At 61.3% G+C, this 26,738-nt stretch carries 26 protein-coding genes; 16 read left to right on the forward strand and 10 right to left on the reverse strand.

Going from position 1 to position 26,738, the window contains the following annotated elements:
• Nucleotides 1-91: 91 nt before the first annotated feature.
• A complete protein-coding gene (locus tag K426_RS25910) occupies nt 92-1,102 on the reverse strand; it encodes a 2-hydroxyacid dehydrogenase (protein ID WP_021243687.1) in 1,011 nt (336 codons plus the stop codon).
• Between the two features lie 251 nt (nt 1,103-1,353).
• On the opposite strand from K426_RS25910, the gene K426_RS25915 reads away from it, so the two are divergent.
• From K426_RS25915 to K426_RS25970, 12 genes are all read left to right on the forward strand, one after another.
• Nucleotides 1,354-1,803 (forward strand): universal stress protein, encoded by a 450-nt coding sequence (locus K426_RS25915; protein WP_066564140.1) that lies wholly within the window; start codon nt 1,354-1,356, stop codon nt 1,801-1,803.
• A 164-nt stretch (nt 1,804-1,967) separates the two neighbouring features.
• The gene (locus K426_RS25920) at nt 1,968-3,398 is read left to right on the forward strand and encodes an ATPase domain-containing protein (protein ID WP_046765028.1); all 1,431 of its coding nucleotides are present in this window, start codon (nt 1,968-1,970) and stop codon (nt 3,396-3,398) included.
• A gap of 32 nt (nt 3,399-3,430) precedes the next feature.
• The gene (locus tag K426_RS25925) at nt 3,431-3,799 is read left to right on the forward strand and encodes a response regulator (protein WP_046765027.1); all 369 of its coding nucleotides are present in this window, start codon (nt 3,431-3,433) and stop codon (nt 3,797-3,799) included.
• A gap of 31 nt (nt 3,800-3,830) precedes the next feature.
• A complete protein-coding gene (locus K426_RS25930; RefSeq protein WP_052757477.1) occupies nt 3,831-5,636 on the forward strand; it encodes a PAS domain-containing sensor histidine kinase in 1,806 nt (601 codons plus the stop codon).
• 266 nt (nt 5,637-5,902) lie between these two features.
• Nucleotides 5,903-6,460 (forward strand): hypothetical protein, encoded by a 558-nt coding sequence (locus K426_RS25935; protein WP_046765026.1) that lies wholly within the window; start codon nt 5,903-5,905, stop codon nt 6,458-6,460.
• Between the two features lie 488 nt (nt 6,461-6,948).
• Nucleotides 6,949-7,704, forward strand: coding sequence for a TerC family protein (locus K426_RS25940; protein ID WP_046765283.1), 756 nt, complete (start codon nt 6,949-6,951; stop codon nt 7,702-7,704).
• A 102-nt stretch (nt 7,705-7,806) separates the two neighbouring features.
• A complete protein-coding gene (locus tag K426_RS25945) occupies nt 7,807-8,631 on the forward strand; it encodes a universal stress protein (RefSeq protein ID WP_046765025.1) in 825 nt (274 codons plus the stop codon).
• Between the two features lie 217 nt (nt 8,632-8,848).
• Nucleotides 8,849-9,307, forward strand: coding sequence for a hypothetical protein (locus K426_RS25950; RefSeq protein ID WP_046765024.1), 459 nt, complete (start codon nt 8,849-8,851; stop codon nt 9,305-9,307).
• 251 nt (nt 9,308-9,558) lie between these two features.
• The gene (locus tag K426_RS25955) at nt 9,559-10,008 is read left to right on the forward strand and encodes a hypothetical protein (protein ID WP_145907778.1); all 450 of its coding nucleotides are present in this window, start codon (nt 9,559-9,561) and stop codon (nt 10,006-10,008) included.
• A 6-nt stretch (nt 10,009-10,014) separates the two neighbouring features.
• Entirely contained in the window at nt 10,015-10,701 is a 687-nt protein-coding gene (locus K426_RS25960; protein ID WP_066564152.1) for a type IV toxin-antitoxin system AbiEi family antitoxin domain-containing protein, read from the forward strand.
• On the forward strand, nt 10,694-11,554 hold the full coding sequence (locus K426_RS25965; RefSeq protein WP_066564153.1) for a nucleotidyl transferase AbiEii/AbiGii toxin family protein: 861 nt from the start codon (nt 10,694-10,696) through the stop codon (nt 11,552-11,554). The genes K426_RS25960 and K426_RS25965 overlap by 8 nt, the downstream gene beginning before the upstream one ends.
• Entirely contained in the window at nt 11,554-12,555 is a 1,002-nt protein-coding gene (locus tag K426_RS25970) for a site-specific integrase (protein WP_066564154.1), read from the forward strand. Before K426_RS25965 ends, K426_RS25970 begins: the two co-directional genes overlap by 1 nt.
• Before the next feature lie 121 nt (nt 12,556-12,676).
• Here K426_RS25970 and K426_RS25975 read toward each other — a convergent pair whose 3' ends face one another.
• A complete protein-coding gene (locus tag K426_RS25975) occupies nt 12,677-13,072 on the reverse strand; it encodes a cupin domain-containing protein (protein WP_066564156.1) in 396 nt (131 codons plus the stop codon).
• A gap of 309 nt (nt 13,073-13,381) precedes the next feature.
• Between K426_RS25975 and K426_RS25980 the strand changes: the two genes are divergently transcribed.
• Nucleotides 13,382-14,074, forward strand: a complete 693-nt coding sequence (locus tag K426_RS25980; protein ID WP_066564159.1) for a hypothetical protein — start codon at nt 13,382-13,384, stop codon at nt 14,072-14,074.
• Nucleotides 14,074-15,060 carry a hypothetical protein gene (locus K426_RS25985; protein WP_145907781.1) on the forward strand — a complete coding sequence of 329 codons (987 nt, stop codon included), beginning with the start codon at nt 14,074-14,076 and terminating at the stop codon, nt 15,058-15,060. Before K426_RS25980 ends, K426_RS25985 begins: the two co-directional genes overlap by 1 nt.
• 467 nt (nt 15,061-15,527) lie before the next feature.
• Here the strand turns inward: K426_RS25985 and mobF are convergent, their stop codons facing one another.
• The 3 genes from mobF to K426_RS26000 are packed head-to-tail and all read right to left on the reverse strand — an operon-like array spanning nt 15,528 to nt 21,130.
• Complete coding sequence (gene mobF, locus K426_RS25990) at nt 15,528-18,551, reverse strand: MobF family relaxase (RefSeq protein ID WP_066564328.1); 3,024 nt, start codon at nt 18,549-18,551, stop codon at nt 15,528-15,530.
• A gap of 4 nt (nt 18,552-18,555) precedes the next feature.
• Complete coding sequence (locus K426_RS25995; RefSeq protein ID WP_066564164.1) at nt 18,556-20,850, reverse strand: type IV secretion system DNA-binding domain-containing protein; 2,295 nt, start codon at nt 20,848-20,850, stop codon at nt 18,556-18,558.
• Nucleotides 20,840-21,130 (reverse strand): hypothetical protein, encoded by a 291-nt coding sequence (locus K426_RS26000; protein WP_066564166.1) that lies wholly within the window; start codon nt 21,128-21,130, stop codon nt 20,840-20,842. The genes K426_RS25995 and K426_RS26000 overlap by 11 nt, the downstream gene beginning before the upstream one ends.
• A gap of 681 nt (nt 21,131-21,811) precedes the next feature.
• On the opposite strand from K426_RS26000, the gene K426_RS26005 reads away from it, so the two are divergent.
• Nucleotides 21,812-22,030 carry a hypothetical protein gene (locus K426_RS26005; RefSeq protein WP_021243667.1) on the forward strand — a complete coding sequence of 73 codons (219 nt, stop codon included), beginning with the start codon at nt 21,812-21,814 and terminating at the stop codon, nt 22,028-22,030.
• A 121-nt stretch (nt 22,031-22,151) separates the two neighbouring features.
• On the opposite strand, the gene K426_RS26010 is transcribed toward K426_RS26005, so the two are convergent.
• From K426_RS26010 to K426_RS26020, 3 genes are all read right to left on the reverse strand, one after another.
• Complete coding sequence (locus K426_RS26010) at nt 22,152-22,373, reverse strand: hypothetical protein (RefSeq protein WP_066564168.1); 222 nt, start codon at nt 22,371-22,373, stop codon at nt 22,152-22,154.
• Between the two features lie 899 nt (nt 22,374-23,272).
• On the reverse strand, nt 23,273-23,653 hold the full coding sequence (locus K426_RS26015; protein ID WP_237230205.1) for a hypothetical protein: 381 nt from the start codon (nt 23,651-23,653) through the stop codon (nt 23,273-23,275).
• A gap of 189 nt (nt 23,654-23,842) precedes the next feature.
• Nucleotides 23,843-24,832 carry a DUF2493 domain-containing protein gene (locus tag K426_RS26020; protein ID WP_066564174.1) on the reverse strand — a complete coding sequence of 330 codons (990 nt, stop codon included), beginning with the start codon at nt 24,830-24,832 and terminating at the stop codon, nt 23,843-23,845.
• 625 nt (nt 24,833-25,457) lie between these two features.
• On the opposite strand from K426_RS26020, the gene K426_RS26025 reads away from it, so the two are divergent.
• Nucleotides 25,458-25,850, forward strand: coding sequence for a hypothetical protein (locus K426_RS26025; RefSeq protein WP_197672834.1), 393 nt, complete (start codon nt 25,458-25,460; stop codon nt 25,848-25,850).
• 116 nt (nt 25,851-25,966) lie between these two features.
• On the opposite strand, the gene K426_RS26030 is transcribed toward K426_RS26025, so the two are convergent.
• Entirely contained in the window at nt 25,967-26,296 is a 330-nt protein-coding gene (locus K426_RS26030; RefSeq protein WP_066564177.1) for a hypothetical protein, read from the reverse strand.
• Between the two features lie 52 nt (nt 26,297-26,348).
• The gene (locus K426_RS26035; protein ID WP_021243545.1) at nt 26,349-26,678 is read right to left on the reverse strand and encodes a single-stranded DNA-binding protein; all 330 of its coding nucleotides are present in this window, start codon (nt 26,676-26,678) and stop codon (nt 26,349-26,351) included.
• Nucleotides 26,679-26,738 lie beyond the last annotated feature (60 nt).

Here is a 26,738-nt window from a genome sequence, read left to right on the forward strand (position 1 = left end):
TCGCAGCGTCGATATAAATCGATCAAGAAAATGGGGATAGGAAATCCCGGACACCAGGGCCTCGCCGGCACGCCTCCACGCGGCGGGCAGGTCAGGCCAGTCGCTCGGTTCCGACCGGATAAGCCGCTCGGCCGCAGGTCTCGAAACTGGAAGCATTTTCGATGGTCACATCAGCGATGGCCTCGAGCGCTTCCTGCGTGAAGAAGCCTTGATGGCCGGTAATCAACACATTGGGAAAGGTCAGCAACCGGGCAAAGACGTCGTCCTGCAGCATCTGGCCGGACAGATCCCTGAAGAACAGGTCGCCTTCTTCCTCGTAGACATCAAGGCCAAGCGACCCGATCTTCCCCGACTTAAGCCCCTCGATCACCGCTCGTGTATCGATCACCGCGCCTCTGCTTGTGTTGATGAGCATGACGCCGTTCCTGACGCGGCCAAGCGCTGCCTTATCGATCATATGATGGGTATCAGGTGTCAGCGGACAATGGAGGCTGATGATGTCGGCGGCGCCCAGAAGATCATCGAGCGGGAGATATTCCACCCCCATGTCAGCCAGGGAAGGGTTGGGGACGGGGTCGTGGGCAACGACCCGGCAGCCGAACCCGGAGAGGATTTTCGAAAGTGCCGCGCCGATCTTGCCTGTCCCGACGATGCCGACCGTTCGCGCACAGAGGTTGAAGCCCAGGAGACCATCCAGCGCGAAGTTCCCTTCGCGCACCCTGACATAAGCGCGGTGGATTTTCCGGTTGAGGCACAAGATGAGCGCAAGCGTATGCTCGGCAATCGCCTCAGGGGAATAAGCGGGCACGCGCGCGACGCGGATGCCCGCGCTTTCCGCCGCTTGAAGATCGACATGGTTGAAACCCGCGCTGCGCAAGGCGATGAGGCGCACACCCAGCCGGGAGAGCGCTTCGACGACGGGTCTGTCAAGGCTGTCGTTGACGAAGCAACAGATCGCATCGCTGCCTGCGGCGAGCGAAACCGTCTGCAAGGTGAGTGTCGCTTCGAGAAATTGCAGATGATGCCGATTGCCGCCCTTGGCATTGGCTGCTTCAAGGAAGCTTCGATCATAGGACCGCGAACTGAAAACGGCGATCTCCATGCCCGTGTCCTCTGCCCATCCCTGCAAGGTGAAACTTGATAGCGCAAAGGGCCCCTCTCCTCCAGTCGGCGATTTTGAGGAGAGGCTGAACAATTGATCCCTCGGACAATCTGCCGCGTGGCTGCGCTCGTCCCTGTTTTCGCGCGCGGGCGGATATCGGCGCAAACCGACGCGCCGGCGGCGCTTGACGAAGGCACGGCATGTCGGTCAACTTGGCGCAAGATGAACAGACCACAGGAAGAGGAACGCCCATGTATGATCGGATTCTCATCTCGACGGACGGATCGGACCTCGCGAAAAAGGGCGTGGATCACGGCCTTGCCCTCGCCAAGGCGCTGGGCGTCGATGTCATCATCGTCACTGTGACCGAGCGCTTTCCGGTCTTCTCGAGCGGCGCTGGCTATGACCTTGCCTGGAGCGATGCGGCGCTGAGCGAATATGCCCAGGGCCAGAAACAGGCGGCCGACGGCATCCTTCTTGGCGCCAAGCAAGCCGCAGACGCGCTGGGAGTGACCGCCGCAACGCTTCATGTTCCTGACGCGGAGGTGGGCGAGGCGATCATCGCGGCCGCCAGGGAAGGCGGTTGCGGTCTCATTGTCATGGCTTCGCATGGGCGAAGGGGATTGGGCCGCCTGATGCTCGGCAGCAAGGCATCCGAGGTGCTCACCCACAGCGATATTCCGGTGCTTGTCGTGCGGTAAGCCTTGGGGCGAGCGGGCGGTTAGCCGACGATCCGCTGGGATCGGCCCCGCCGGCCGGCGGGACGAGCCTTCCCGCATGTCTCGGGGGGCGCGCCGCTTTTCTCTTTACCGACGGCACTGTGACTGTAGGAGAAGGGGACGATCGCCTGGAGGAGATAATCTCGATGGATCAAACAGCCCGTTTGCGCAGCGGGATAAAAGGCCTGGACCAGATTCTGGCGGGCGGGTTTCTCACCGGCGCATCCTATATCATCCAGGGACAGCCCGGGGCAGGGAAAACCATCCTCTCCAACCAGATCGCCTTTTCTCATGTCGCAGAGGGCGGCCGCGTCCTTTACGTCACGCTCCTCTCCGAAAGCCACGAGCGGCTGTTCCAGGCCCTTGAACCGCTGGCCTTCTTTGATCGCAGCAGGCTCGGCGCGCAAATCACCTATATCAGCGTCTTCCAGACGCTGCGGGATGAAGGGCTCGATGCCGTCGTCAAGCTGCTGCGCAGGGAGACCAAGCGCCAGGACGCCTCCCTGCTCATCTTCGATGGGCTGCTGAACGCCCGCGACCGGGCCGACACCGATTTCGACGTCAAGACATTCGTCGCCGAGGTGCAGGGCCAGGCCGCGTTCGTGGGCTGCACGGTGCTGTTCCTGACCAGTTCCAGCGTCACCGCGATCAGCCCGGAACATACCATGGTGGACGGCGTCCTCGAACTCACCGACACGCTCGCTGGGGTACGCACGGTCCGGCAGATCCAGGTGCGCAAGTCTCGGGGGAGCAAGGCTCTGGGCGGCCTGCACAAGTTCGAGATCGATGATGCCGGGGTGACAGTCTATCCGCGTATCGAGACGCTCTCTCCTCCGGCGAGCGCGGCAGCATCGAGGGTTGAAGTCAGGGTTCCGACGGGCGTCGCGGGTCTCGACAGGATGCTCGGCGGCGGACTTCCCAAAGGTTCAATCACTTTGCTTGCCGGCCCCACCGGGAGCGGGAAAACGACGCTAGGCCTTCACTTTCTGTCCCAGGCGAAGGAGGCTGAGCCAGGGCTTCATTTTGGATTTTTCGAAACGCCCGACAGGCTGCGCGCGAAGGCAGCAGCGCTTGGCATCCGCCTCGCTGCCCAGGACAGCGCAACGCTTGCGATCGACCGCATGCCGCTGGTCGACAATATCGTCGACAAGCTGGCGCATCAGCTGCTTGATCGGGTCTGCTCTCTCGGTGTCAAGAGGCTGTTCATCGACGGATTGGGCGGCTTCGAGCGAGCCTGCGTGCATCGGCCCCGGCTGGTGGAGTTTTTTGCCAATCTGATGGATCAGTTGAGGGGGAGCGGCGTTACCACGATGGCGACCTGGGAAATTCGCGAGATGGTCGGTTCCGACGTCTCAGCGCCTGCAAGGGAAATATCCGCCATTCTCGACAACATGATCCTCCTGCGGCTTTTCGAAGAGGATCACAGTCTCCTCAGGACCGTCTCGGTCCAGAAAATGCGCGACAGCCATTTCGATCCGGCAGTCCACGCAACCTACATCGCTGACAAGGGCCTCGTCATCGGTGAAGCGCTCGGCACCCGCCATGCTGCCCCTCATCCTCAACCCGGTGAAGGCTGACCGCCGCACGGGAGGAATCAGGGAAACTGAACATGGCGCATATCCTTGTAGTCGACGATGAATTCCTTCTCGCCATGATGCTCGCCGATATTCTTGAGGATGAAGGATATGAGGTGGAGACAGCCTCAAACGGACAGGCGGCGCTGGATTCTGTCCAGTCCAGGCGGCCGGGTCTTGTCATCACGGATTTCATGATGCCCGCCATGACCGGGCTGGAATTTGCCGAGGCTGTTCGCGCCGACGAAGCCCTGTGCGATTTGCCGATCGTCCTTGTAAGCGGCGCGCAGGGGTCGATTGCCCGCGAACGGCCTGAACTTTTCCAGGCGGTCTTCGACAAGCCCTATCGCAACCAGACGATACTCGACGAGGTAGCGAAATATCTCAGGCCGGAGCGCCCCTAATCTGCTATCACGGGTAGCAAGGATAGCCATCATGCCGTCGACCACAGACTGCCCGCATGCAGCCGATCCACTCATGGAACGGGATTTCTTCAAGCAAGCGATGGAGGCGTGCGGCGATGCAGTGCTGATCACGGCACCGGCACTAGATCCTCCGGGGCCCGTCATCCTCTTCGCCAATTCGGCCATGGCATCGCTCACGGGCTATAGCGTCAACGAACTTGTGGGCGCAACGCCGCGCCTGCTCCAGGGGCCAGCGACGGACCGGGCCATCCTCGAAGAGTTGAAGATCGCCCTGCGCGAGAAGGGAAGCTTTGCCGCCCAGACTGTCAATTACCGCAAGGATGGCAGCAGCTATATCGTCGAATGGGTTATAAATCCCCTGCTGGATGATGCGGAGACGGTAAAAGCTTGGGTTTCAGTTCAGCGTGATGTTACCATCCGCCTTGAAGAGCAGAAGGCGCGCGAGCAGGCTGAAGCGCGACTGGCGGCCATGTTCCGGGAGTCTCCCTTGGGTCTCGCGGAGGTCGATGGTCCAGGGCGCATCCTTCGCGTCAATCATGAATTTTGTCGGCTTCTCGGCCGCAGCAGCGCCCAATTGCTGACGCTTGAGCTACGGCAGATCGTCCATCCCGATGATCTCGCGCCTGCTCTTGCGGCGTTGGGAGAGGCAGGATCGGCCCAGGAAACCCGTCAGGTCGAGACGCGCTTTTTAAGGTCAGAGGACCGCCCAGTCTGGACGACCAGCAACGTGACGCCGTTAGGAGATGGGTCAGGCCACCTTCTGATCGTGATTGCCGATCTCACGGCGCGAAGGCAGGCGGAAAGGGCGCTGCATCACAGCGAGGAACGCTTCAGGCAATTTGGCGATGCCACTGGCGACGTGCTCTGGATCAGGGACGCTGCGACGCTCAGGCTGGAATATGCCAGTGCCGCCTTTGACCATGTCTATGATATGCCTGCCGCACATGCTTTGGGGCAATCCAATCTGAGGAAATGGGCAAGGATGGTCCTGCCCGAAGATCGTGGCGGCCTATTTGATGCGATCCGAAGCGCCTGCGGCGGCGCGAATGTGACCTGGGAATTCAGGATCAGGAGCGGGTCAGATGGGAGGACACGTTGGCTGCGCGACACAATTTTCCCCATGATCGATGACCGGGGACAGGTCGTCAGATTGGGCGGCATCAGCGAAAATATAACGGACGCGAAGGCAAGCGCCGAACGTCTGCGCATTCTCGTTGCTGAGCTCCAGCATCGGACGCGAAACCTGCTTGGTGTCGTGCGCTCCCTGTCGCAGCGCACCCTTCATGGCAGCAACAGCCTGGTTGAGTTTGGGCAGCGCTTTGATGACCGTCTTGGCGCCCTGGCTCGGGTCAACAGCCTCCTTTCACGCCTTGAAGATGGCGACCGGATCACCTTCGACGCTCTCGTCCAAGACGAAATCGACGCCCTTACTGTTCCCCGGGAATATGCGCAGGGCAGAATCGCACTCACAGGGCCTCGCAACATCAGATTGCGATCGGGAACGGTACAGACCTTCGCCCTCGCGTTACACGAACTATTCCATAATGCGGCCAAACATGGTGCGTTGTCCCAGGATAGCGGACGCCTCAAGATCTGTTGGCGCCTGGAGCCGGGCAGGGGATCAGTTTCCAGGCTCTATATCGATTGGCTTGAAAGCGGGGTGACAATGCCGCCTGCCGATGGGCTGCCACGCCGCAGTGGCTATGGACTGGAGCTCCTCGAGCACGCACTGCCCTATCAGTTGAGTGCGGAAACGAGTTTCGAGCTACTGCCCGACGGTGTCCGCAACATTATCGTGCTGCCCGTGTCCGCTTGATCGCCAGGGTAGACTTCGGCCTCGTCGAAATTCCTCGTTGAGGCGCGCTGAGCCGGCCAGCACAGCCGGCAGCTCATGTCCAAGGCGCGCCCGTCGATATCGTGACCCAGTTGCCTGTATGCCAAATTCAAAGAGTGAAGCTGATAAGCTGCCGTAAGCCAGACGGATGGCGCAAGCCATCGAGCACCCCCTTCTTTCTGCTCATCTCGCGTTCAGCTTGAACCGATAGACATGCACCTCCCCTTAATCAGATCGGAGGATGATTGATGCGCAAAGCGCTTCGTTCAGTCGCCCTGATGGGCGTTGCTGCATGTTTTGCCACTGGTGCGGCGATGGCAGCCTCAAATGACGGCCGGATGATGACCGTAGACCTTCCTGACGAACCTCTCATCCAGATCACCTATACCGGCGATATCGCTCAGGGCGCGCGCATTATACCAGACGCGCATCTCACGCCTGTCTGGCTGCATCCCTTCCATTCCGCGCCCTTCACGATGCTGGAACGCATGTCTCTTGAAATGGACCGGACCTTTGCTGCCATGATGCGGCAGGCTGAAACCATGAAGACGGTTGCGTTGGCACAATCTAATGGAATGACCTTCGCATCGCGGACCATGCCCTCTGGCACGGTGCGTTACAGCTATGTCATGACAGGCGAGGGCGGTAGCTATTGCAGCAAATCGGTACAGATCATGTCCAACGGATCCGGCGCGAAACCCAGCGTGGTGTCGCAGAGTTCGGGCGACTGCGGCGCCGGCTCTGCGCCAGCAGAGAATAGCCAGCGGTCAGATGCGAGAGGGCGGCTGCCTGCAAACATGATCTAAGCCGCCTGGCAAGACGCTTCATTTGGGGGAGGCAGTTCCGGCCTCCCCGTCTCACTGGAGGGGCTTCTTTGTCCCAACGCCCCGGCACGAGGGGCCGATAAGCGCGAGAGCACAGCGATTGTGACGCTAGCTTATGGTATCAGCGGCGCTGGTTCCCACCTGTCATCCGCGTCCAATCTTGCCCCGGCGCCAATGACATCGCCGGCCAAAGTTGGCGTGGCTATGCCGCGCGCCCTTGCATTTACTTCCAATTGGTTTAATTTTCCTGGTGTGCGGGCCGGGCCCCTCTGACGGTCGTTTACGGCGACTGTGATGTCGGACCGCATCGAGTGCGCTCGATGCCGGTCCATAAAAAAGTCCTTCAGGACAGATGGCGAGCCACTCGTTCGACAGAGTCAAACGAGGAATGCTGTGATGCCCGACCAGCCTGCTGAACATCCGCGCACCATGAGCGCACGTGTCAACCGGTTAGCCGCTCGATGACCTTGATGGAAGGTTTCGCGGCGCTCGCGACCGAGCCTGCCGCATGGGCCGCCCTCGCGACGCTTGTCGTGATGGAGGTCGTGCTGGGCATCGATAACCTCATCTTCATCTCGATCCTCAGCAACAAGCTGCCCGAAGAGCATCGCGCGCGGGCGCGCCGGATCGGCATAGGGCTGGCGCTGGGCTTGCGCCTGCTGCTGCTCGCATCCATTGCCTGGATCATCCAACTGACGCAGCCGGTGTTCGAGGCTTTTGGTCATGGTTTCTCATGGCGCGACATGATCCTGATCGCTGGCGGCCTTTTCCTGGTCTGGAAAGCGACCAAGGAAATTCATCACAATATCGATCCCGCGCCGAACGATGATCTCTTCGACACCAAGAGCGTCGGCATGGGCTTTGCCGCGGCAATCGGGCAGATCATATTGCTCGATCTTGTCTTTTCGATCGACAGTATCATCACGGCCGTAGGCATGACCGACAATATTGCGATCATGGTGGTGGCCGTTGTGACCGCGGTAAGCGTCATGCTGCTGGCCGCCACGCCCTTGTCGAACTTCATAGGCCAGAACCCGACCGTGGTCATGCTTGCGCTGGCATTCCTGATGCTGATCGGCACCACCCTTATCGCTGAAGGCTTTGGAGCCCATGTCCCGAAAGGATATATCTATGCGGCCATGGCTTTTTCCGCCGCTGTCGAAGCGCTGAACATCTTCGCCCGGCGCCGTCAGGCAAGCGGGTCAACCACACGGGAACCGGCCTAGACCACAGAGTCAAATCCAGCCGCTTGCGGTGCTTGGTCCTGTTCACAGAAGGCTGGGAGAACCTCAGCCAGTTTGTAATGCAGACGAGAGGAGAGAAGGGACGTGCGTGACATTCTGCTGCAGGCCAACAGCCATCCCGAACCGACGCCTGACTGGGCCCTCGACAGAATGGCGGAGCTTGCTGCGCGCCTCGAGGCCAAGATTGGGATCGGCGTCTGCAAGGTTCATATTTCTCCGCTTTCGAACTGGCTGGCAAACTCGCTTCTGGACGTCGATGGCATTATCGCAGGAGAAAACAGGAAGAGCGCTGACAACGCCGATGCGCTCGTCACCGCCTTTGCATCCCGGATGCCTGCGACACATCGGGGAGAGGCGTTCCTTATCAACTGCCCGGGCACGGTCACCCATTGGCAATTCGCGGTAAGGGCAAGAACCCACGATCTGTCGGTGGTCCCGGTTTACGGGCATCGCGGATCCGTCGCTGTCGCCGAGGGGCTGATCTTTGAGTCAGGCCGTCCTGTCCTGTTGTTGCCGCACGTTCAGGCACTCAATCCTGAGAGGATCGCGATCGCCTGGGATGGCAGCCGTGTCGCAGCAAGAGCCTTGGCCGATGCGCTGCCGCTGGTACGGCTCGCAAAAGCGGTTTCCATCGTGCAGATCACCGGCGAGAAGGATTTGACGCAAGCGGCAGCCGCTGAGGACGCCATTGTTCACCTGGAACATCATGGCATCAAAGCGCAGGCCATCGACGTCCCGCTCGAGGGGCAGGATGCGGCAGCCTCTCTTCAGGCCTATTGCGAACGGAACGGTTACGATTTGCTCGTCATGGGTGCGTTCGGACACTCACGCGTACGCGAATTTGTCCTGGGCGGGGTGACCCGTTCGATCCTGGACGGGCCGCGCTTGCCGGTGTTCATTTCGCATTGATAGTCTGCGCCGTCCAAGCAGAGCTGTGTCAAAAAGATGGCGGACCGCCAAAGCTCTCTTGCACCCATCGCACTCGAGGATATGTCCTTGCTTTCGGGCGATTGGACGCCTTCGGCACAAACACTGATCTAATGGCTGGGAAGACGGAAAGAGTGGCGGCCCAGATAGACAAGAAGCTATTTCGACAATCGGCATCTCCACATCGTGGAAGCCGGGCATGAACATGCTTTCCCGCCTCGATGTCTGGCTGGGAACGACATTGTTCCATCCGCCTATCATCCTCGTCTGCCAACTCACACGGCAGTCACAATATGCGCTATACCGCGCATTGTGGTTCTTTGCCGCCTGCCATGCGACCTATTATGGCCTGACGGCAGAGAAGGGCCTGGTTTTTTCCGTCTTCATGTGGGGATGGGTTGTCGCAACTCTGGTCAACGCCACGCTCTATCCTGACCGACCGGCCCGCTCATCGGGCTTTTTCCGCGGCATCTTCTGGATATTCTTCCTTTCCGGGGCTGCTTTCGTCCCGCTCACCGGCACGGTTACCGACGGAACCGTCAGAGCACTGATCGTCCTGTTTGCAGAATATGCGGCAACGATTAAAACCATTCCGCCGCGGCGAAAAACCCTCGGTTCTTTCTCGGGAAAGCGAAAAAGCAGCCCGTCCGTCCCGTAGGCTGGATCGGCAACGCTCGGTTCGTAAATGAGCAGCACGGCATTTTTTCAGAAATGTGGCTGTTCCTCTCAGAATATCGGAAACCTCTGGCCGGTCCGTCTCGCCAAAACGGCGATCTGCACCGAGCCATCAGACGATCCCCCGATCAGCGACAGACCGGACACTGATAGTAGAAACGCCACGCCATTATGTCCGATAAATGCGATTCTCGGACATATAAAATGTCGCCATAGACATGTATGGAAGCGTCTGTGGCGACCCGCTATGCTGCCGGGCCCTACCGGGTCGAACACGACCAATCGAAGAACCTGGCGCCCTATCATGACCTCATCCGCCGTCTGGCCGATCATAAGAAGGCGGCCGAGTTCCGGATGTCGGCGGCCGCGCGGGTTCGGTTTCCCTTGCAGCTCACGCAACTCATTCAGGTCGATTCTAGGACTAGCCCGGCGGTGCAGATCGCCGATATCTTGGTCGGGGCGGTCATCGAGGCGGGAAACACCCTGGCGGGAGTTCGCTCCGCGGGCCTCGACCCGCGTGCCGTATTGTCCCTCTACGCCGAAGACCAGCTCATTCATCTGCTGCCCTCCGGGATCGGCAATGATAGGCACGTACACGACAAATCATCCGCCAAGTGGAGAATAGCGGCGCCCTCCCCTTCCCATATAAAATTCTTGAAACTTTCATTTTTTGGAAGTATCTAGAATTTTATGAGCGCCCTCGCCTCCGCCCTTTCTGCCAGCAACCTCGTCGGCCGCGTCTTCGACGAGCAGCAGCTCGGCGAGGCGCTTGGCGGGAGCGAAGGACGCCGGTACGCGCTAGTCAACCGGGCGATCAAGGACGGCTCGCTCATTCGCCTGAAGCGCGGGAGCTATCTGCTCGGCCAGTCCTATCGCCCGGACCCGATCCATCCTTTTGCCGTCGCGCAGGCGCTCCTGCCCGGAAGCTATGTCTCATTCGAGACCGCCCTCGCCCACCATGGCTGGATTCCCGAGGCGGTTCATGCAACCGCCAGTGTCACCCCTGCCCGCAAGTCACTGGCCTATGATACCCCGACCATGGGACGGTTCACCTTCCATCCGCTTGCCCTCCATGAGTATCAGTTCCTGGTGAGTGTCGAGCGGCACAAGCTGGGCGCCCTCACCGCTTTCGTCGCAAGCCCCCTTCGCGCTCTTCTCGACCTGGTCGCCTTGCGCAAACAGCAATGGACCGATCTCGACTGGCTAACGGGCGGCCTGCGTATCGATGAGGACCATCTTCGCGTCCTCAAGCGCAAGGAGTTCGCGGTGCTCAAGAGCGTCTACAAGCACAAGGGTGTGAACGCATTTCTGCGATCGCTGGAAAATGAGGTCCGCCCCCGGCGCCTCACTGCGGCGGGAGGCTCGATTGATGATTGAGATGCTCCAGAAAAAGCTCCGCGACTACGGGACGACCAACGCAGTCGAGGAAGAAAACGCGACCAAGGAGATCATCCAGGAGATCGCGCTTTACGCCTTGTGGCGCGCGGACTTCTTTGATGTCGCCTTGTTCCACGGCGGGACCAGCCTGCGCATCCTCCACGCCCTTCCCCGCTTCTCCGAGGATCTTGATTTCCTGCTGCGCGCGCCCGGTCCCGATTTTCAATGGGCGCCCTATCTCGCCACGCTCGTCGAGGTCTTCGGCCAGTTCGGTTTGAAGCTCGAAGCGCAGCCGAAAGAAAAGATGGACAGGGTCATCCGGGAAGCGACCCTCAAGGACAGCTCGATCGCGAGCCAGCTCAACCTCAGCTTCGCCGGCTCTGGCCCCTCCCGGACGCTCAGGATCACGCTCGGGATCGATACCAATCCCCCCGCGGGTTCCGCCGAGGCATCCACATTTCTCGACTTTCCCGCCGATTACGAGGTGCGCCACCAGGATCTCGGCTCCAACTTCGCGCTCAAGATCCACGCCTTGCTCTGCCGGCCCTATCTAAAGGGGTGCGACTGGTTCGACTTCTCCTGGTATGTCGCAAACCGCGTCTATCCAAATCTGCCATTGCTCAGATCAGCGCTGCTGCAAGCCGGCCCATGGCCGGGCAAGGATGCGCTGGAAATCGACGGTGCGTGGCTCATCGACACATTGAAATCGAAGGTCGCGGCGATCGACTGGGCCGAGGCGGCGGCCGATGTCGAGCGGTTCCTGCGCCCGGCGGAGGCGAAGTCGCTTGGCCTGTGGAGCGAACGATTCTTCCATGCAAAGCTCGATCAGCTTGCGAAGGGAGCGCCGGCGTGATGTCGCGTGCGCTGCTCCCCCTCTCCCCCAATTTGCCGGCCGACCTCCTTGCTGAAATCGAGGGCGCGCACGAGACGCTTGCGGCTGCCAAGGCGAACTCCACCCAAAAGGCCTATGCGTCGGACTGGGATCGCTTCTGCACTTTTTGCGAAGCGCGCAATGTCGAGGCATTGCCGGCTCATCCTGATGTCGTCGCGCTGTTCGCGCATGTCGAAGCCGAAGCAGGCATAGCGCCGGTCACAATCGGCCGCAGGATCGCGGCAATCAACCATCACCACAAGGAGTCCGGTTTCGCCTCGCCCATCGCGCGCGACGGTGCCGGCGTCATCGCGCAAATGATGGCCGGCGTCCGCCGGAAATATGCGCGAAAGAAGAAGCAGAAGGCGCCAGCGGAGGCCGACGTCTTGAAGACCATGCTCGCGACGATTGAGGGCGAGGGCCTGCGAGCTTTAAGGGATCGGGCGATCCTGGCTGTGGGAATGGCGGGCGCGCTGCGGCGCTCCGAGCTCGCCGCCATGCAGCTCTCCGATCTCCAGTTCGTCGAAGCGGGGCTGCGCATTACAATTCCCAAGTCCAAGCGCGACCAGGAGGGCCATGGCCAAGTCATTGCTATTCCAGATGGGCGGTTCATTCGCCCTGTTGCGCTGCTCAGAGACTGGCTCACGGCAGCGGAGCTCGATCGGGCTGATCCCATCAGCGGGAGGCCCCCGATCGGTCCGGTGTTCCGAAGGCTGACGCGGTCCGACGCTTTGACCATCAGTGCGATCACCGACAAAACGGTGGCCCGCCTGGTCAAGGCGACCGCCGCCGCCGCGGGTTTGGACGAGACTATCTATTCGGCGCACTCCCTGCGCGCAGGCTTCCTTACCCAAGCCGCAGCGGATCGCGCGAATTTGTTCAAGATGAAGGATCACTCAAGGCACAAGTCACTCGAAACGGTGGCGGAATATGTCCGCGACGCAGCGATGTTCGATGACCACGCTGGACAAGATTTCTTGTAGGCGCTTCAGCCATTGTCGTGCGTAGACCGCCCATGTGGCCCGGCAATGCGCGACGACGGGCGCACCCCGATCCGAAAATGCGGAACAATAGCAAAGCTGTGCTGGGCACGGCGAAATGCTCCTATTCGGTCGTTCGGCCGTCAAAATGCTCGTGATCAGCTTCGGCATCGCCCTTGGTGCCATGAACGACGCCGTCCCTGTGCTCAGGCGGCGCATAGATGGTGTAGAGCTGGAGCAGACTTTCGCCTGTGTTGATGATGTTATGACGGGCGCCAGCAGGCACGATGATACCGTCGTCGCCACTGATCGGAATTAGGACGCCATCGATGACGACCTCTCCCTTGCCCTGTTCGACGCGGAAGAATTGATCACGGTCGTCGTGGACCTCGAGGCCGATCTCTTCCCCGGGTCGCAACGCCATCAACACGAGCTGCAGATTCTGGCCTGTGTAAAGCACACGACGGAAATCTTCGTTTTCCTCGGTGATCTTCTCGATGTTTTTGACAAATCCTTTCATGCTGATCCGGTTATCCTTAAAATGTCGCCCTAGCCGCACTTGCTAAAGCGGACTGCGCTACAATTGATGAATGAGAGTTTGAGAATAGCCTGAAGGCGGATATGCCCCCCATCCGGTATGATACTTAGTAAGCTAAGCGCAGGACAGGTGACAGGCTGGCGTGTGGCGCTGATGAACATCACGGGAACATAGCTGGTGACGCCACGCATTGCGCGTGCTGGGTAAGCAGAAGAGGGCATTGGCCGCCTCTCGATGCCTCACGCGATGTCGGCAGTGGCAGCGAGGCTATCAAACGCCTAAGAGGATCGCATGATCGAGAATGACATCAAGGCGCTCGTCGAAGAGCATTACAAAGATCCCAAGGCGGGCCTCCTGCTCCTGTCGCAAATTGGGATGCAGCTTACGGAGGCGGGGCTATGGCCATCTGCCCACGACAAGCGAACCCTCTACGACGCGGTTGAAGCCACGGCCGCCGTAAAGGCAGTCCGCGATGACGATGCAAAGTCCTTCATCGCGGTCGTACTCGCGGGCGATGAGCAAAGGGCCATTAGGGCGATTGACGATCGGCGCAAGCGCCATTTTCTGCGCGGTTTGCCAAGGGCACTGCTGCTGGCGTTTACCTTGGCGACGCCGCAGGATCAGATCATGTCGGTCCTGATCGGACATAAAATCACCTACTCGGTCGGCCCAGAACTGGCGGAGGGCGCGATCCGTGTGGACGAAGACCTTCGCTTGCCCGGTCTCACGGTGATGGACATAGCTGCGCTTGGCGACGAGGAGGTCGAGCAGATCGACACGCGCGTTAGGGCATGGTGCGAACGGCATAATATCGATCCGGCCTCGCTCGCGCGCATGCCGGCAAAACCCGGCCCACCGGCACCCGCTCCCAGCTTTAAGGGTTCGAGCGCATTGGAGAGGCTCTACGCGGCGCAGGATCCGGACGTAGCCAAGCGGCTGACCGTGCCGATTGACATTGCTCTGGCGTTGAGCCGCATGCACTGATGATGAAGGTTTCTAAGCGTCGCCGGGTCGTGCAGCCGCGCGGCCCGCAGCCAATGTATCTGATTGCCGGGTTACCCAAATCGGTTCACAAGAGCGCAATCGACGGTCTGCAGGCGCGGCTGCCCGAGACGATTGTGAGAGGTATTCCATCATCCTCTAAGGATGGCGCGCTCTACTCACCGGCCATGGTGAACCTCCTCGTGCGGTCCGTGGGCGCGTTCGCAATTCGCAGACGCGGCAACGGCAACGCTCAGCCCACGCCGGCTACGATCACCCTGCTATTCGTGCCCGCGCCCGATCAGGAGGTGCTGTTGAGCCGGTTTGATTTCGTCCTCATGTCCGCGCCGCTCGCCACGCTCGTGGCGCGAGATGAGAAATATGTTCAGCTCCGCCACGATCCCGCCGCGGTCGCCGAGGCGCTCATCGCCGCCGTCGCGGCTGCCGGGGAGGCGCGTATGAACCTCAATCAGGTAGTCCGCCGGCTTGGCTATCGATCGGACAATGAGGCCCTCCTCCTGCCGCCGCGAAATTTCATGACACAGAACGGCAACCTTGTCCCCCTTTTCCTTGATTTCCGCCGGGGAGATAGGCCGTGGGACGATCGCCTTGAAGACCTGGGTCCGGTTCCGCTCACCCATGAGGATGTCCCGCTGCGGGTGAAGCCGCAGCAGACGCGGCGACCCTTCGTGGACAGCCGCGGTGTAGCCTTCTTTATCGCCCATCCCAACGCGTATGACGGTCCCCCACGTGAGGTCGAGGAAGAAAATGATATCGAGGAACTGCTTGCCACCCTCCGGGCGCTGTACCGTTTTGGTGGAGCGCTCGAGCCGGGCATGCATCACGATGCGCAGCGTGCCGATGGGTCCGAACTCGGAGGTGCCGCATTCGAGTGCAGCGAGAAGGGGCGTATCCACGGCAAGGGTGGCTACGCCAACATCTATCCTAATGATTTTGTACGGATCGCAAGCTATGACCAGGCGGAATAGATAATCCGCCGACACTCTCATTCGAGTGTACGGCGATTATCCAATCATCCCTCTATCGCTCATCAGCCGGTCGAAAGGCTTTGGAAGCCCATCGTTTCGCTTAGGTCGCAACCGAAGCGAAAGGTCCCTAAGGACCAGCGGATCTTGAAGCCGTAGCTCCAGCGCTTTCTTCTAATTGCGTTAGAATCCACGCGATGCCCATAGGGGCATTAGATAAGCCTTTAAATGGCAAGTCTGGCGCATATGTCAACTGTTATGGCGTGCGAAGTAGAACTCTCGCGCGCCAAGAGCCCGTCCAGGCGCCAATTTTAAAACCGCTCAACAAGAACCAGGCCAGACCTGAATTGAGTGCTTGGAGGCAACCGAACGCTCCCTGCAGCGGGGATTGCGAAGCACTTTCATCCAAGCTTCTCCTTGCTCGAGGCTAGGACAGAGCGATCGCGCCCGATGAAGGCCCAAGGCCACCATCACAGATCGAGACCAAGGCTGCGTTCGGGGAGGGGCAGCAGGCGAGCGACCTCCTCTGCCTTGAGGCCTGCTTCATCCCGGCCGCTCGTCGGCACTGTGGCGCCTCTGGGAAGCGGGGGCAGGTTGCCGGGCAAGGGAGGGAGATCAGGCAACTGTCCGCGGGAACCGGGATCGAACTTCCCGCGGGGATCTTGCCGGCTTGTCCCGTCGATACTCAATCTCCCGAGCGTTTCGAGGGCCGAGGTCTTGTTCCCAGCGTTCATGTCGAGCTGCCGAGCGAGCTTCTCTCTGTCGTCTACAACCATGGTGATAACGTCGCGCACACGGGTGACACCGACGTTGAACAGCCGCTGGTTCGAGAGATTGCGCTCCTGTGCCGACATGACGATGATCGCCTTATCGGTGGTCACTCCCTGTGCCATATGCATGTTCAGCGCATAGGCGAGGTCCAGCCGTGAGAGCATCGGATCGTCAGCCCCCAAAGTCAGGCGGCCACGATCTGCGGTTTCAACCGTTATCCCGCCCGCCTCCACGCCAACCACTCGTGCGATCGCCGCATTGTGAAGACCGCGATCCTTGTCATTGGCAGTCCAGCGGATGCGGTCTCCTTCACGAAGCTGGAGGGTCTTTTTCTCGTGCAGCTGAAGCCGGTCGCGCTTTTCGGTCGGTGATAACCGCTGAGGATCGATCCGAATTTTCCTTTTACCATCAGAAAGATCGACCTTGCCGTTACGATGGACCTTCAACACATTGTAGCGGCCTTCGCCGATCCCGATGTCCCGCGCTCCGCCCCGCGCCACCTCAAGCGTCTGTCCGGGTCGGTAGGTCGAGGCGAAGCGCAATTCCTCGCGCGTCATATTGACCCGTTCGGTGACGGTAAGTTGAATAGCGGCGCCTTTGACCGAACCCTCCGCAACAAGACCGTCCTGGATCGCGGCGTTGATGATCGCGCGCGCTTCGCGTCCAGACGCGAACACCGCCGTGACATCTCGATCGGAGGCTGGCAAAGCCATCCACAGATCGGCTGCGGCAGCGGCTGGTTGTGCATGCTCGATGATGCGCTCACCCAGCACTTTCATGGCCGTGCGCGCATGACCGTCATTCGCGAGCGCGGCAACAGTGCGGAGTTGATCGGTGCGCTGGCGAATGTTCTCGTCCATACGCGCCACTGTGCTGCCTCCTGCCTGGATCATCGCGAAGGACTTGCCCGCATCGATCGACGAGAGCTGCTGCCGGTCGCCCACCAGGACGAGCTTGTCCACTCCCAACGCATCGCTGATTTGATGCAGCTTGAGCATATCCCTGCTCGAAACCATCGAGCTTTCGTCCACGACCAGCATGACGCCGCTCAAGGCTGCGCGCGCCGCCTCGTAACCGGCTGTATCGCGCTCCGTTATATATCGCTCGTTCGCCCAGACAAAGGAGGCGATCGTTCGCGCCTCGATACCCGCACCTTCGGCAAGATCCGCCACCATCTTGTTCTGGAACGCCAGGCCGGTGATCGAACGCCCCTCAGCCTTGGCGACCTGCGCCACCGCCTGGAGCATCGTCGACTTTCCGGCGCCCGCTACCCCCTGAACGGAAACGGTGCGATCCGCTGATGAGAGGATCATCGTCGCAGCGCCGAGTTGCCCGGAATTGAGCGGGCGATGCACGACGTCCTGAAGCCTGGACGGCGCATCTGGAGCACCAAGTATCGGCTGCGCCATGTCCTTCCCCTCGTCCACGAGGCGAAGGATCGCCTCTTCCGTGCGCAGGGCCTCCGGGGTCGTCACCATTGGTCCGTTCTTGTCGGCCGCTCGCGCGACGCCCGGAATGAGCTGGCGGTTCTGCACGAGCTGCCCAATGCGTCCTTCAACCCCCTCTATGGTTACGTCCTTCATGCCAAGGTCGAGCGCAGTCTTGGCAAGCTTGTGAAGCGGCCAGGCTGCCTCTCGTTCCGACAGGATGCGAACCGCCGAGGCGACAGCAAATTGGGCGCGGGCTTGCGCGGGGGATTTGACGGCGCGGGCCAGAGCATTGTCGACAAGCGGGTCATGGGGGCCAAGCAGTCCGCCCACCAGTGTGCGGGCCGCGTCAATCGCATCGACGATGGACCGATAGCCGCGTTCCAGACTGCTGTCGGGAGATGAAAGGCCAGCACGACCTTGTGCGGCGAGGGCAAGTCCCTTCCCGTCGAACCCGAGCGCCGCCGCGCGATCGATCCAATCCTGCCGCAAGGCCGCCCGATCCTCGATGCCAAGCTTGGGATCGCGTGAGCGCATCGTAATCTCGCGCAACCCTTCTGGCGAGCTGATCCCGAGCTTGGTGGCGCGCTCAAGTATCTCCACTCGGCGCTGGCTGAATTCTGCCACGGCCGCCTTGGACACGCCTGCGATCTCGAAGGTCCCATGCCTGCCCTTGAGCTCAATCTGATATCCTCGTCTTTCAAGCTCGCTACGCAGATGGGCATGGTAGATTGAGCCGATGACGCTGTTGTGGGCCCAGATTTTGTCAGCGTGGAGCGCCTGCCATCTGCCATCGGGCATTTGCGTGAGATTGGCGATGACGGCGTGGATGTGCCCCTGCGGATCGAGAGCGCGGCTCGTATCGTGCTGGAAGAGGGCATAGACAAGGTTACCTGACTGGATCGGAACCTTTCGTCCCTCCACATCGCGACGCCCTTGCGCGAGGTTCTGCTCGACCCAGGCCATGGTCTTTCGGACCGCAGTCATGTTGGCTTCGAGAATCCGCTTGTCGCCAGCCACATAGGCCTGGATCGAAGCCGATTTGGGCATGGAGAAGGTCAGGTCAACACCGGCCCGTCGATTTTCCACCTGAGCAATGGCTTCGCCGCCGGGCAGGATACCGTTAAGCGCTGCTTCAAAGGCATCCTTGGTGACCTCCCCCGAAAGGCCGAGCGTCTTCGCCCCCTCTCCGGCCCAACTCGTCATCTCGGAGGACCCCTCGACGGTATAGTAGTCATCCTTCGCGAAATAATTCGCGGCACCCGATGCAGAGCGGACAGGGGCGACCGAGAGCATCTTTTCAGATCCCCATGTCCGCGCCATCCTGATCGCGGCCGGAATGGAACGCCTGCCGCAATTCTACCAGCGTCAGGTCTTCTGCGCGGGGAGGTTGGGCGCTCTCACCCTCCCGCGCTCGGGACAGGGTTTGTCGCTCAGCCTGGGCCTCCGAAGCCGGACGCGATGTACGGTCCTTCTCCACCGAATGGCGCGAGGAAGCCGGCTGGCGGGGTTCAGCGCTGAGGGCACCCGCGCGCCCTGCTCTACGATGCTCCTCCCAGACCTCAGCGGAGCGGGCATCGGCGGCCGCGTGCCCGGAGAGGCAGCCGGGTTCCACGACCTGTTGCACGACCTGGCCTGCACCATCGCGGCCACCACCCTCCCCTCCCTCTTCCTCGAAGACCTTTTCTCCGCGTCTTGACCTTACAGGCTGGATATCCGGCCGAGGGATGAAGCCCTGCGCGACGCTCGGATAGTCCTTCCATGCAAGGCGAATTCTCGCGGCAGGAAAACCGTCGGGAAATTTCACAAAACCGTGCATCGATGGCAGGTTCGTGATGTCGTCGGCTATGACAAGAGGTTCCACCTGCTTTCGCGGAGTCAAGGTCGAGGCATCGCGCGTATTGTTATAGCCATAGCTATAGGCTTCATCCATCTGGCGTACCTCGCGGTTGCCTATATAGCGCGCGCACTGCTCCGCAGTGTCGAGATCCGCGGTCGCGAGGATGAGTTTGGAGCGCGCCAGCGATGCAAGATTGCGGGCACCCTGCTCACCATAGACCTCAACCAGTTTCTCGAAGCTGTGCAGCCCCAGGACCATGGCGCCGCCAAAAGCGCGCGCGGTCTGCAGACCATTCTCGATCGCGGGCAATCTGTGCAGCGCTCCGAGTTCGTCAAACAGGAACCAAGTCCGCAATGACCATGTTCGAGGAAGGGTCATGAGACGATTGATGGCAAGGTCCATCCAAAGCGTCAGCAGCGGCCGGTTCATCGGCAGGTCGATATAATTTGACGTCACGAACAGAATCGAACCTGGCTTCTTGTCGCGTGTGATCCAGTCACGGATCGAGAAGGCCTCACCCTCGTCCGGCAGGAAACGCAGGACCTGTGCATTGGTGTTGAATACGGCGCGGATTGATTCCGCCATGCGGGCCGCTTCCGGAGCAGTCAGCGGATCGGCAATGGTGTTCGCAAGAACATGGTGAACACGCTTGAGGTCCGCGGTCATAAGATTCTCGGAGAGCGCAAGATTACTGGTCAGGCCGCGTTCCTGGAGGCGCACGCACATCTCGATGAACAAAGTGCGCGCAGCGAGCGCCCAGAAGGGTTCCGACGCCCCCCCGTCCGAGGGAATAAGCGCGGCCGCCGCCGCGGTGAATTCGCTATGGCTGCGGCAGTCATTGAAGATCGACCAGGCCGGACAACGCGCATCCATCGGATTGAGGATCGTATCGCGCTCGGGATCGTAGAATGCCTCCACATAGGCGCCGGTCAAATCGAAAATGACTGCTGTATCCTGGCGCTCGCGCATCTGTGCCACCAGGCTCCTGATTTCGGTGGTCTTGCCCGATCCGGTCGTACCGATCACCATCGTGTGGGATTGCTCGGTCCGATGCGGATAGGGGATACCGGCCAGCATGTAGGGGTGATGGATACCGCTGTCCTTGCGGACCCTGAACGGAAGCGCCAATATCTGTCGTGCCGGCACCCCAGGCAGCAGGCTGCGTGCCTCCTCCTCGAACTTTATGCGATTATGTTCACCGATCTCCGACTGGAGGATGGAACGCTCCACAAGCATGGCGCCTCGCTCATGCCGTTCCTGAAGGATCGACCGCCCCCGACGGCGGGAGAGATCGACGAACCAGATCGCCAGCGGAATGGTGACGAACACCGAGACCAGGAAGGCGCCGAGCAGCCCGCGAACCGCAATAGCCCAGGCCTTGATGACGTCGGGGATAGAGGGGACGGACTGCATGACCGTTCGCACGATCTCGCCATCTGGAAGCGTGACGTTCACACGCTTGTTCGGGTCCAGGCCGATCCAGTTCCACAGTCCTGCGTAGATTTTCATGCAGATGAGCTGGAAGCCGTGCTCATCGAGCTTGATTGACACAATGATAGACCAAGCGGTGGCGAAAGCGAATAACCACAGGATTAACGGCAGCTTGGCGCCCGAAAACCACATCATCATCTCGTGGGTGATGAGCTGACTACCACGCGTGAAATTACCAGCGTTGCGCTGGACTTCACCCCGGGCGCTATGATGGACGAGAGGGATCGACCGACCATTGGAGCGGATGTCAACCTTAGGCGCCATGATATAGCTCCAGTCGCTTGTCGGTTTCCGCTATGATGCGGTCGCGATATTCAGGAAATCGCTCGCGAATGATGATGTCGATCGCAAGTTGCTGGAACTCGCTGATCCTGGCGATCCGCCGTTGGCTCGCGGTCAGCAATTGACCTGATGCGAGGAAACTATCGACAGCTGCGCGCAGGAGATCTGACGCCGAGCAGCCACGCTCTTGGGCGAGCGCAACAAGTCGGTCGTATTTGGTCCGATCGATCCGGACCGTGCAATGTTTGTTGGGAGTTGTCACACCAAGCCTCCTAGCAGGGAGGCCGGCAGGGTCTGGGAAAGCGCTTCCTTCTATATCTCACCGAGATTGGGGAGGCAAGAATATCCCGTCAGGCGGCGCGGGCGTGGTCTCGTGTAACACGCTGATATCAAGGGTTTCAGGGAGATTTCGACCCTCGGGCAGGATGTCCCACAGCGGCCCACGGTAGCAAAACTGTGCAAGCCTTGGAATTTCCGTGGAAAAGCCATGCACCTTGGTGCGTTCGGTGTGCATCTCTGCGCCAGGATTGATCCGTATCCCAGGGCTGTCGCGGGTTCGCAGGTTTCATGGGTGGGTTATTGCCTCCGGCGGGGCGTCGGGCCGTCCGGCGGACGGAAAAACATGCGCTGTTTCGGGCCGGAAACCGTGCATCCCAGACTTTCCCGGCGGCCATCGGAGCCGATCGTTGGCGATGACTATCAGGTCCAGGGAGCGGCAGGGTTCGTGACCCGAATGGGGGGGGGGACAAGGCATCGCCCTGGCTCCGTGAGCCTGGCCGGGAACCGCTTCTTCCGGCGGGCGGCGGCCTGGCGAATAGAGCCCGGACGGGGGATCCTTTTTGTCCCGCCGGGCCGCCACCGCAACTTTCCCTTCCAGCAACCCATCGCCCTCGGTAGAATGCCCCTCGTTCATAGCCCGATCAGCGTGAACCAAGAGGCCCTTATGGCACGCACATTGGAACAGGAGCGCGCTGCGCTCGCAGAGGACGAACGCAAGCTGGAAGAGCGCCGGCAACGGCTTGTTGAGAAAGAGCGGGAGGCGGCAATCCAGGCCGTCGACAGGGCCGGGCTCCTGAAACTTGAAGGCAAACGCCTGGCAGGTCTGATGACCTGCATCCGGTCCCTCGGAATCGACGAGGTCGAGAAGCGGCTTACCGCGTAAGCGTCCCGCCGCGACACAAGTCGCGGCTCGGACATGGGGGGTTCGATGGCCCCCCATGTCCGACCCATCCTCACACAAAAAAGGGGGAGAGAGGCGACCCGCGCCCCTCCCGGTTCCGGTCTCAATATTCATCGAGCAGCCCGCCCGGTGCGGTGTAGACGATACGGTCAATCATCGCCTGGCTCAGCACCCCATAGTCGCCCTCATCGACGGCGAGGTAGCCAAGGTCTGCGTCCTCGATGACATGCTGGTCGAAGTAGCTGTGGTGCGCCCGGCTTGTGGCGTTGGCGACGGCGGCGAAGTAGGCGGCGTTGTGCGCGGCGGCGGCTGTGATCATCTGCATCGTGAAGCTCCTCATCTGTCTTGAATGACAGGGGCAGTCGCGTCGGGTGGGCGGAGCCGGGTCAGGGACCCGCAGAGCGGGCCGCGAAGCGGCGGTGGGGGTCACGATTTTCTTCGGCAGCCACCGCCGCTTGAGGATAGATGCCACGCCTGACCCGCCGAAGAAAATGGTGGGGCCCCGCCGTCCTTGAGGCGGCTTCGATCGCCCGACATCATGGGAAGACTGTGAGAGATTTTTCCCTCTCGTGGAGTCCGGCAAAGCGTAGCGGCGAGCGGCCTGCTCAGGGCCGCGCGGCACGCGAGCGAGCCGGGACAGAACAGCGCGTTCCATGTACGCCCTCTTCCTCCTTCGACAGGTGGAGACCGCCTGTGTCGCGCACCGGGCCGCCGGGTTGATCGCTTGCGCATCAAACGAAGGGCGGCGACCGCCGCTTGGTGCCTTTTTCAGTCTGTGTTAGGGGCAGGGCGCGCTGCGAAGCTGCGGCGCCGGGACTGGTAATCCCGTCGAGAATGGCAACTCGGTGTGACTTCACGCCGGGGTGCCTGCGCATATGTCCAGGTGCCTCGGCACTAAAAGCGTAGGCGCATGTCTCGACGTGTTACCAGCCCCGGCTCCCGCGCCTTGTTGCGCGGGAGTTGTTGCGGGGCGTTTTGTCCTCCCGGTCCTGGCACTCGCCCTGCTGTGGGAGGTTCTGCCGGAGCTGTCGTCACCGCTCTTGTAAAGGCCGCGACCCACGCCCTACTGAGAGGCGCCAAGTCCGTCGCTACGCACAGCTGAAGCACGCGACGGCAAGGTCTCTGGCCATCGACAACAGGGTTTCCAGACGCGGGATAATGATCGATGCGGGCGGCTCCCATGGCAATGTCGCCGGTGCTGTCTGCTTCGATATCCAAGGCTTCCTAGAAGCGCATAGGCGTTCCCACAGGCGAGATGGAGTCGAGGCTGCGGTCTGACGTCAGTGCCACCCGCATGCGGATTTCGGCGGCCGCTCGGTCACGATGGATCGACACTCGCCGCGCTCGGAACTGGGCCTCCTCCACGACAGCGATGACGGCAGGGTCATGGTCGAAACGGGCGGTGATCGATGCAAGCGCGATTGGGCAGACGCGCGCCTCGAAGTTTTCGCCGGGATATTCGTCGGGCTCGAGGAGCTGCAATCCCAGCCGATCGCCTTCCGCGCGCAGGAAGCCCCGGAAGGCGGCAAGCTGACGGGCGGTGACGACGGCCACCGGGTCGGTAAGTTCGTCGGCGGGAACGGCGATGCGAAACTGGGTGGACATGATCTTTGCCTCCTTGGCTGTTGGGCTTGCCCCTGCCCTCCTTTCCTCCGTGCTCCGCCCCGCGCGGGTAGCTTCGGGCTGTCCCGGGCGCGCCGCGCCGGGTTCGATGCCCGGCGCGGCGCGAGCCAAGCGGAAAAAGTGCGAAAGAGAGGCCCCGACGGATGCCGGAGCCTCTCGGTGCGCGGGCGGTCAGGCCCGGCGCACGGACCGTTCGGCGGGACGCTGCTGGGTGAGCTTGACGATGTGGAGGGGGACGCCGGCCTGGCGGAGTTTCTGAGCGAGGTTCATCTGGATGCCGGAACCTTCGCAAACCACGGCTTCGACCGGCTTCAGGGCGAGCAGACGATCGTTGCGCACGAAGGCTGCCTTCGCGCCGAGACGGCGATCCAGGCGGAACAGGATGACCTTTACGCCGCGCGCTGCTGCCCAGGCCTGGGCGATGGCGTCGCAGCCTTTGGTCTGCGCCGTGGTCGCGAGGACCATCTCCGGAACGCGAGCTTTGATCGAGTCCAGACCCTTCCAGAGCATGTCATGATCTTCCCACTGCTGGCCGCCCGAAAAAGCAACGACGGGGCCTTCGGGATTGAACTGCTCACGACGTTCCCGGCCCCGGGCGGCAAGGAAATCGCGGGCGTCGATCATCGAGGCGGTGACACCGTGCGAAACGCGGCTGCCGCGGGTCGGCGCATAGGGGCGTCCGGCCTCGATCCGGTAGACTTCGGCGGCATGGTCGCGCATGCATTCCATGGCGTCGCGGCATCCTTGCAGCGTCTGGCAGAGGAGCTGGGCTTCCTCGATCTGCGTGGCGTAGATTTCACTTGGATCGAAGCTGCGTGCGAGATCGCCGAGTTCCTTGGCGGCATCGTCCTCGCGGTCGCTGATACGCTTCGCCACGACGTGGAAGCTGTTGACGAAGCCCCAGGCGAGGTCGCCCGCAAAGGGCTCCAGGCGGGTGTCTCGGAACACGTCGAACAAGGTCGCCATCACCATCTCGACCGCGGCGCGAGCCTGGTCGGGATCAGGCATGTCGAGCTGCTCGCCCTGGTCGACCGGCGAGAGTTTGGCGCGTTCGTCATGTTCGAGAAATGCGCCCGAATAGAGGGAGCTGCGCTCATCGGCTCGGGTCTCGGTCGCGACGAAGCTGGCGAGATCGGCGAAGTTCTGGAAAGTGTTGGTCATTTGAGCCTCCAAGGTTGGGATGTCTCATCGTCACGATGAGGCTTGCCTCAGGGCATGCGGTGGTCAGGGAGGTCAGGCACGGCGACCGGCTTGCCGTCGCCGCCGCCGCGCGGGGAGCGGGGGAGCCGATTTTCTGAGCGGGTCCGCGCAGCGGTCGCGGGCTGAAAATTGGGGGGACCGCTCATGCTTGACGAACCGCCAACCCCGCATGCCACACTAGGCAGACACAAGAGAGGAATAGGGGTGTAAAACCTCACCGGAGGTCACCGTCCCGCAAGGGATCGTGACCCGGACGGGCGGAGACGCGTGCGCGGCTCCGTGAGGTTAGCCGGGGTCGGCCGCAGGCCGGCGGCCGCTTAGCGAATAGAGCCCCGGTCCCGTCGGGCGCGCAGCACGGGGCGGATGCGCCGATCGCTGCGGCTTTCTATTTTCGCATTGGAACATTGTTGGAACTTTGCATCATCAACCATAAAATGGGGTGATGCAGGGGGAACCAAAAGCCTATCCAGGCGAGGTCGCGACGCCGGACGACATAAGACAGCTCGCCGAGGAATATCGCGGCGCGGCCCATGATCTGATGGGCCGCGGCAAGCGGGGCAAACCCTCGAGCTGGGCGCCCGCGCGGATGACGGCGATCCAGGCCATCGAGCTTTACCTGAACGCACTGCTTCTCGCGCGCGGCGTGAAGCCGGCCGAAATCCGAGGTTACCAACACGACCTGCGCAAGCGCACCGCGAACCCTGCCGTCGCCGCCTTGCGCCTCCGGCAACGCACGCTCGAGCATCTCGGTAAACTCAGCGAAGGCCGGGAATATCTCTCGATCCGTTATGGCCCTGAGCTGAGCGGCAATTTGTCTCAGCTCAATCGCCTGATAGCGACGCTCGACGAGGTCGCGACCAAGGTCTGCGGTGCGCTCGAGAAGGTAAATTCAACACCGGCAAGCAAAGCGGCAACGGCAAGGCCGGCTCCCTCAACGGCCCCGGCTCGCGCGGCGGCGGCTGTCGCCGCATTGGCTTGATCCAGTCGGTCGCATCGCGCCACCGATGATGTCGCTGCCCCTGTTGCCGATCGCACCGCCCGGTATATCGCACGACGGCGAGTCCAGAGGTGGACTCGCCGGGTATGTGCGACGGGTCAGTGGACCGACCCGTCGAGGTCGAAGAGGAGATCGGGGCTGACGAGCTGATGCTCGGCGGCTACCAGCGACCAGGCGGCGGCGAGCTCGTCATGATATTCGCAATCGACGACCGCATCGGCGCTGGCTTCGCCGAACTGGGCTTCCTCGAACGACCGGATGTGAGCGGCGTCCGCAGCCTCGAGAATCGCGTCAGCGAGATGCGCGGCGATTTCGTGGCGGTTGAGCTGGTCGGCGGCCCGGCGGATCCGAGCGACGAGGCTGGGGTTGAGGACTTCGATGCCATGGGTGACCCCGGCGATCTCTTCGAAGCTGGTGAGCTGGAACATACATCGTCTCCGTGAAGATGAGGGGGCGGCCCGAAGGCCGCCGGTCCGGGGTTCAGAGGAATTCGATTTCCTCAGCGACGATGTCGGTGTTGTAGAAGGTGCGGCCGTCCCGCTCGTTACGGCTGTAGCGGATCTCGCCGATGACCATGAGCTTGTCGCCCTTCTTCTTGTGGTTGGCGACCGACTTGCCGAGCCCGTTGAACGCCTTGATCGTGTGGAACTCGTCGTAGGTCTCGGTATAGCCATTGCCGTCCTTCTGGACCTGGCCGTCCTTGATGACGGGCTTGGAGGTGACGAGGGAGAAGCTGACGCCGCCCTTGCTGTCGGTGCCGAAGCGGGTGATCTCCGAGGTGATCCGACCCGAGAGAAAAACCTTGTTCATGATGCTTTGCCTTTGCGATGCGCCAGCGGGCCGATCCCGCTGGGATGGACAATCGCGAAG

Source organism: Sphingobium sp. TKS (genome assembly GCF_001563265.1).
GTDB lineage: Bacteria > Pseudomonadota > Alphaproteobacteria > Sphingomonadales > Sphingomonadaceae > Sphingobium.

What these genes read in the sequence shown, in the direction of transcription:
- K426_RS25980 (WP_066564159.1), top strand. Translation starts at nt 13,382, where the DNA reads ATGATCGAGAATGACATCAAGGCGCTCGTCGAAGAGCATTACAAAGAT.
- K426_RS25950 (WP_046765024.1), top strand. Translation starts at nt 8,849, where the DNA reads ATGAACATGCTTTCCCGCCTCGATGTCTGGCTGGGAACGACATTGTTC.
- K426_RS26005 (WP_021243667.1), top strand. Translation starts at nt 21,812, where the DNA reads ATGGCACGCACATTGGAACAGGAGCGCGCTGCGCTCGCAGAGGACGAA.
- K426_RS25920 (WP_046765028.1), top strand. Translation starts at nt 1,968, where the DNA reads ATGGATCAAACAGCCCGTTTGCGCAGCGGGATAAAAGGCCTGGACCAG.
- mobF (WP_066564328.1), bottom strand. Translation starts at nt 18,551, where the DNA reads ATGCTCTCGGTCGCCCCTGTCCGCTCTGCATCGGGTGCCGCGAATTAT.
- K426_RS25935 (WP_046765026.1), top strand. Translation starts at nt 5,903, where the DNA reads ATGCGCAAAGCGCTTCGTTCAGTCGCCCTGATGGGCGTTGCTGCATGT.
- K426_RS26010 (WP_066564168.1), bottom strand. Translation starts at nt 22,373, where the DNA reads ATGCAGATGATCACAGCCGCCGCCGCGCACAACGCCGCCTACTTCGCC.
- K426_RS25970 (WP_066564154.1), top strand. Translation starts at nt 11,554, where the DNA reads ATGTCGCGTGCGCTGCTCCCCCTCTCCCCCAATTTGCCGGCCGACCTC.
- K426_RS26035 (WP_021243545.1), bottom strand. Translation starts at nt 26,678, where the DNA reads ATGAACAAGGTTTTTCTCTCGGGTCGGATCACCTCGGAGATCACCCGC.
- K426_RS25960 (WP_066564152.1), top strand. Translation starts at nt 10,015, where the DNA reads ATGAGCGCCCTCGCCTCCGCCCTTTCTGCCAGCAACCTCGTCGGCCGC.
- K426_RS25975 (WP_066564156.1), bottom strand. Translation starts at nt 13,072, where the DNA reads ATGAAAGGATTTGTCAAAAACATCGAGAAGATCACCGAGGAAAACGAA.
- K426_RS26015 (WP_237230205.1), bottom strand. Translation starts at nt 23,653, where the DNA reads ATGTCCACCCAGTTTCGCATCGCCGTTCCCGCCGACGAACTTACCGAC.
- K426_RS26030 (WP_066564177.1), bottom strand. Translation starts at nt 26,296, where the DNA reads ATGTTCCAGCTCACCAGCTTCGAAGAGATCGCCGGGGTCACCCATGGC.
- K426_RS25915 (WP_066564140.1), top strand. Translation starts at nt 1,354, where the DNA reads ATGTATGATCGGATTCTCATCTCGACGGACGGATCGGACCTCGCGAAA.
- K426_RS25925 (WP_046765027.1), top strand. Translation starts at nt 3,431, where the DNA reads ATGGCGCATATCCTTGTAGTCGACGATGAATTCCTTCTCGCCATGATG.
- K426_RS25930 (WP_052757477.1), top strand. Translation starts at nt 3,831, where the DNA reads ATGCCGTCGACCACAGACTGCCCGCATGCAGCCGATCCACTCATGGAA.
- K426_RS25910 (WP_021243687.1), bottom strand. Translation starts at nt 1,102, where the DNA reads ATGGAGATCGCCGTTTTCAGTTCGCGGTCCTATGATCGAAGCTTCCTT.
- K426_RS25965 (WP_066564153.1), top strand. Translation starts at nt 10,694, where the DNA reads ATGATTGAGATGCTCCAGAAAAAGCTCCGCGACTACGGGACGACCAAC.
- K426_RS25995 (WP_066564164.1), bottom strand. Translation starts at nt 20,850, where the DNA reads ATGGCGCCTAAGGTTGACATCCGCTCCAATGGTCGGTCGATCCCTCTC.
- K426_RS25985 (WP_145907781.1), top strand. Translation starts at nt 14,074, where the DNA reads ATGATGAAGGTTTCTAAGCGTCGCCGGGTCGTGCAGCCGCGCGGCCCG.
- K426_RS25940 (WP_046765283.1), top strand. Translation starts at nt 6,949, where the DNA reads ATGGAAGGTTTCGCGGCGCTCGCGACCGAGCCTGCCGCATGGGCCGCC.
- K426_RS26020 (WP_066564174.1), bottom strand. Translation starts at nt 24,832, where the DNA reads ATGACCAACACTTTCCAGAACTTCGCCGATCTCGCCAGCTTCGTCGCG.
- K426_RS26025 (WP_197672834.1), top strand. Translation starts at nt 25,458, where the DNA reads ATGACGGCGATCCAGGCCATCGAGCTTTACCTGAACGCACTGCTTCTC.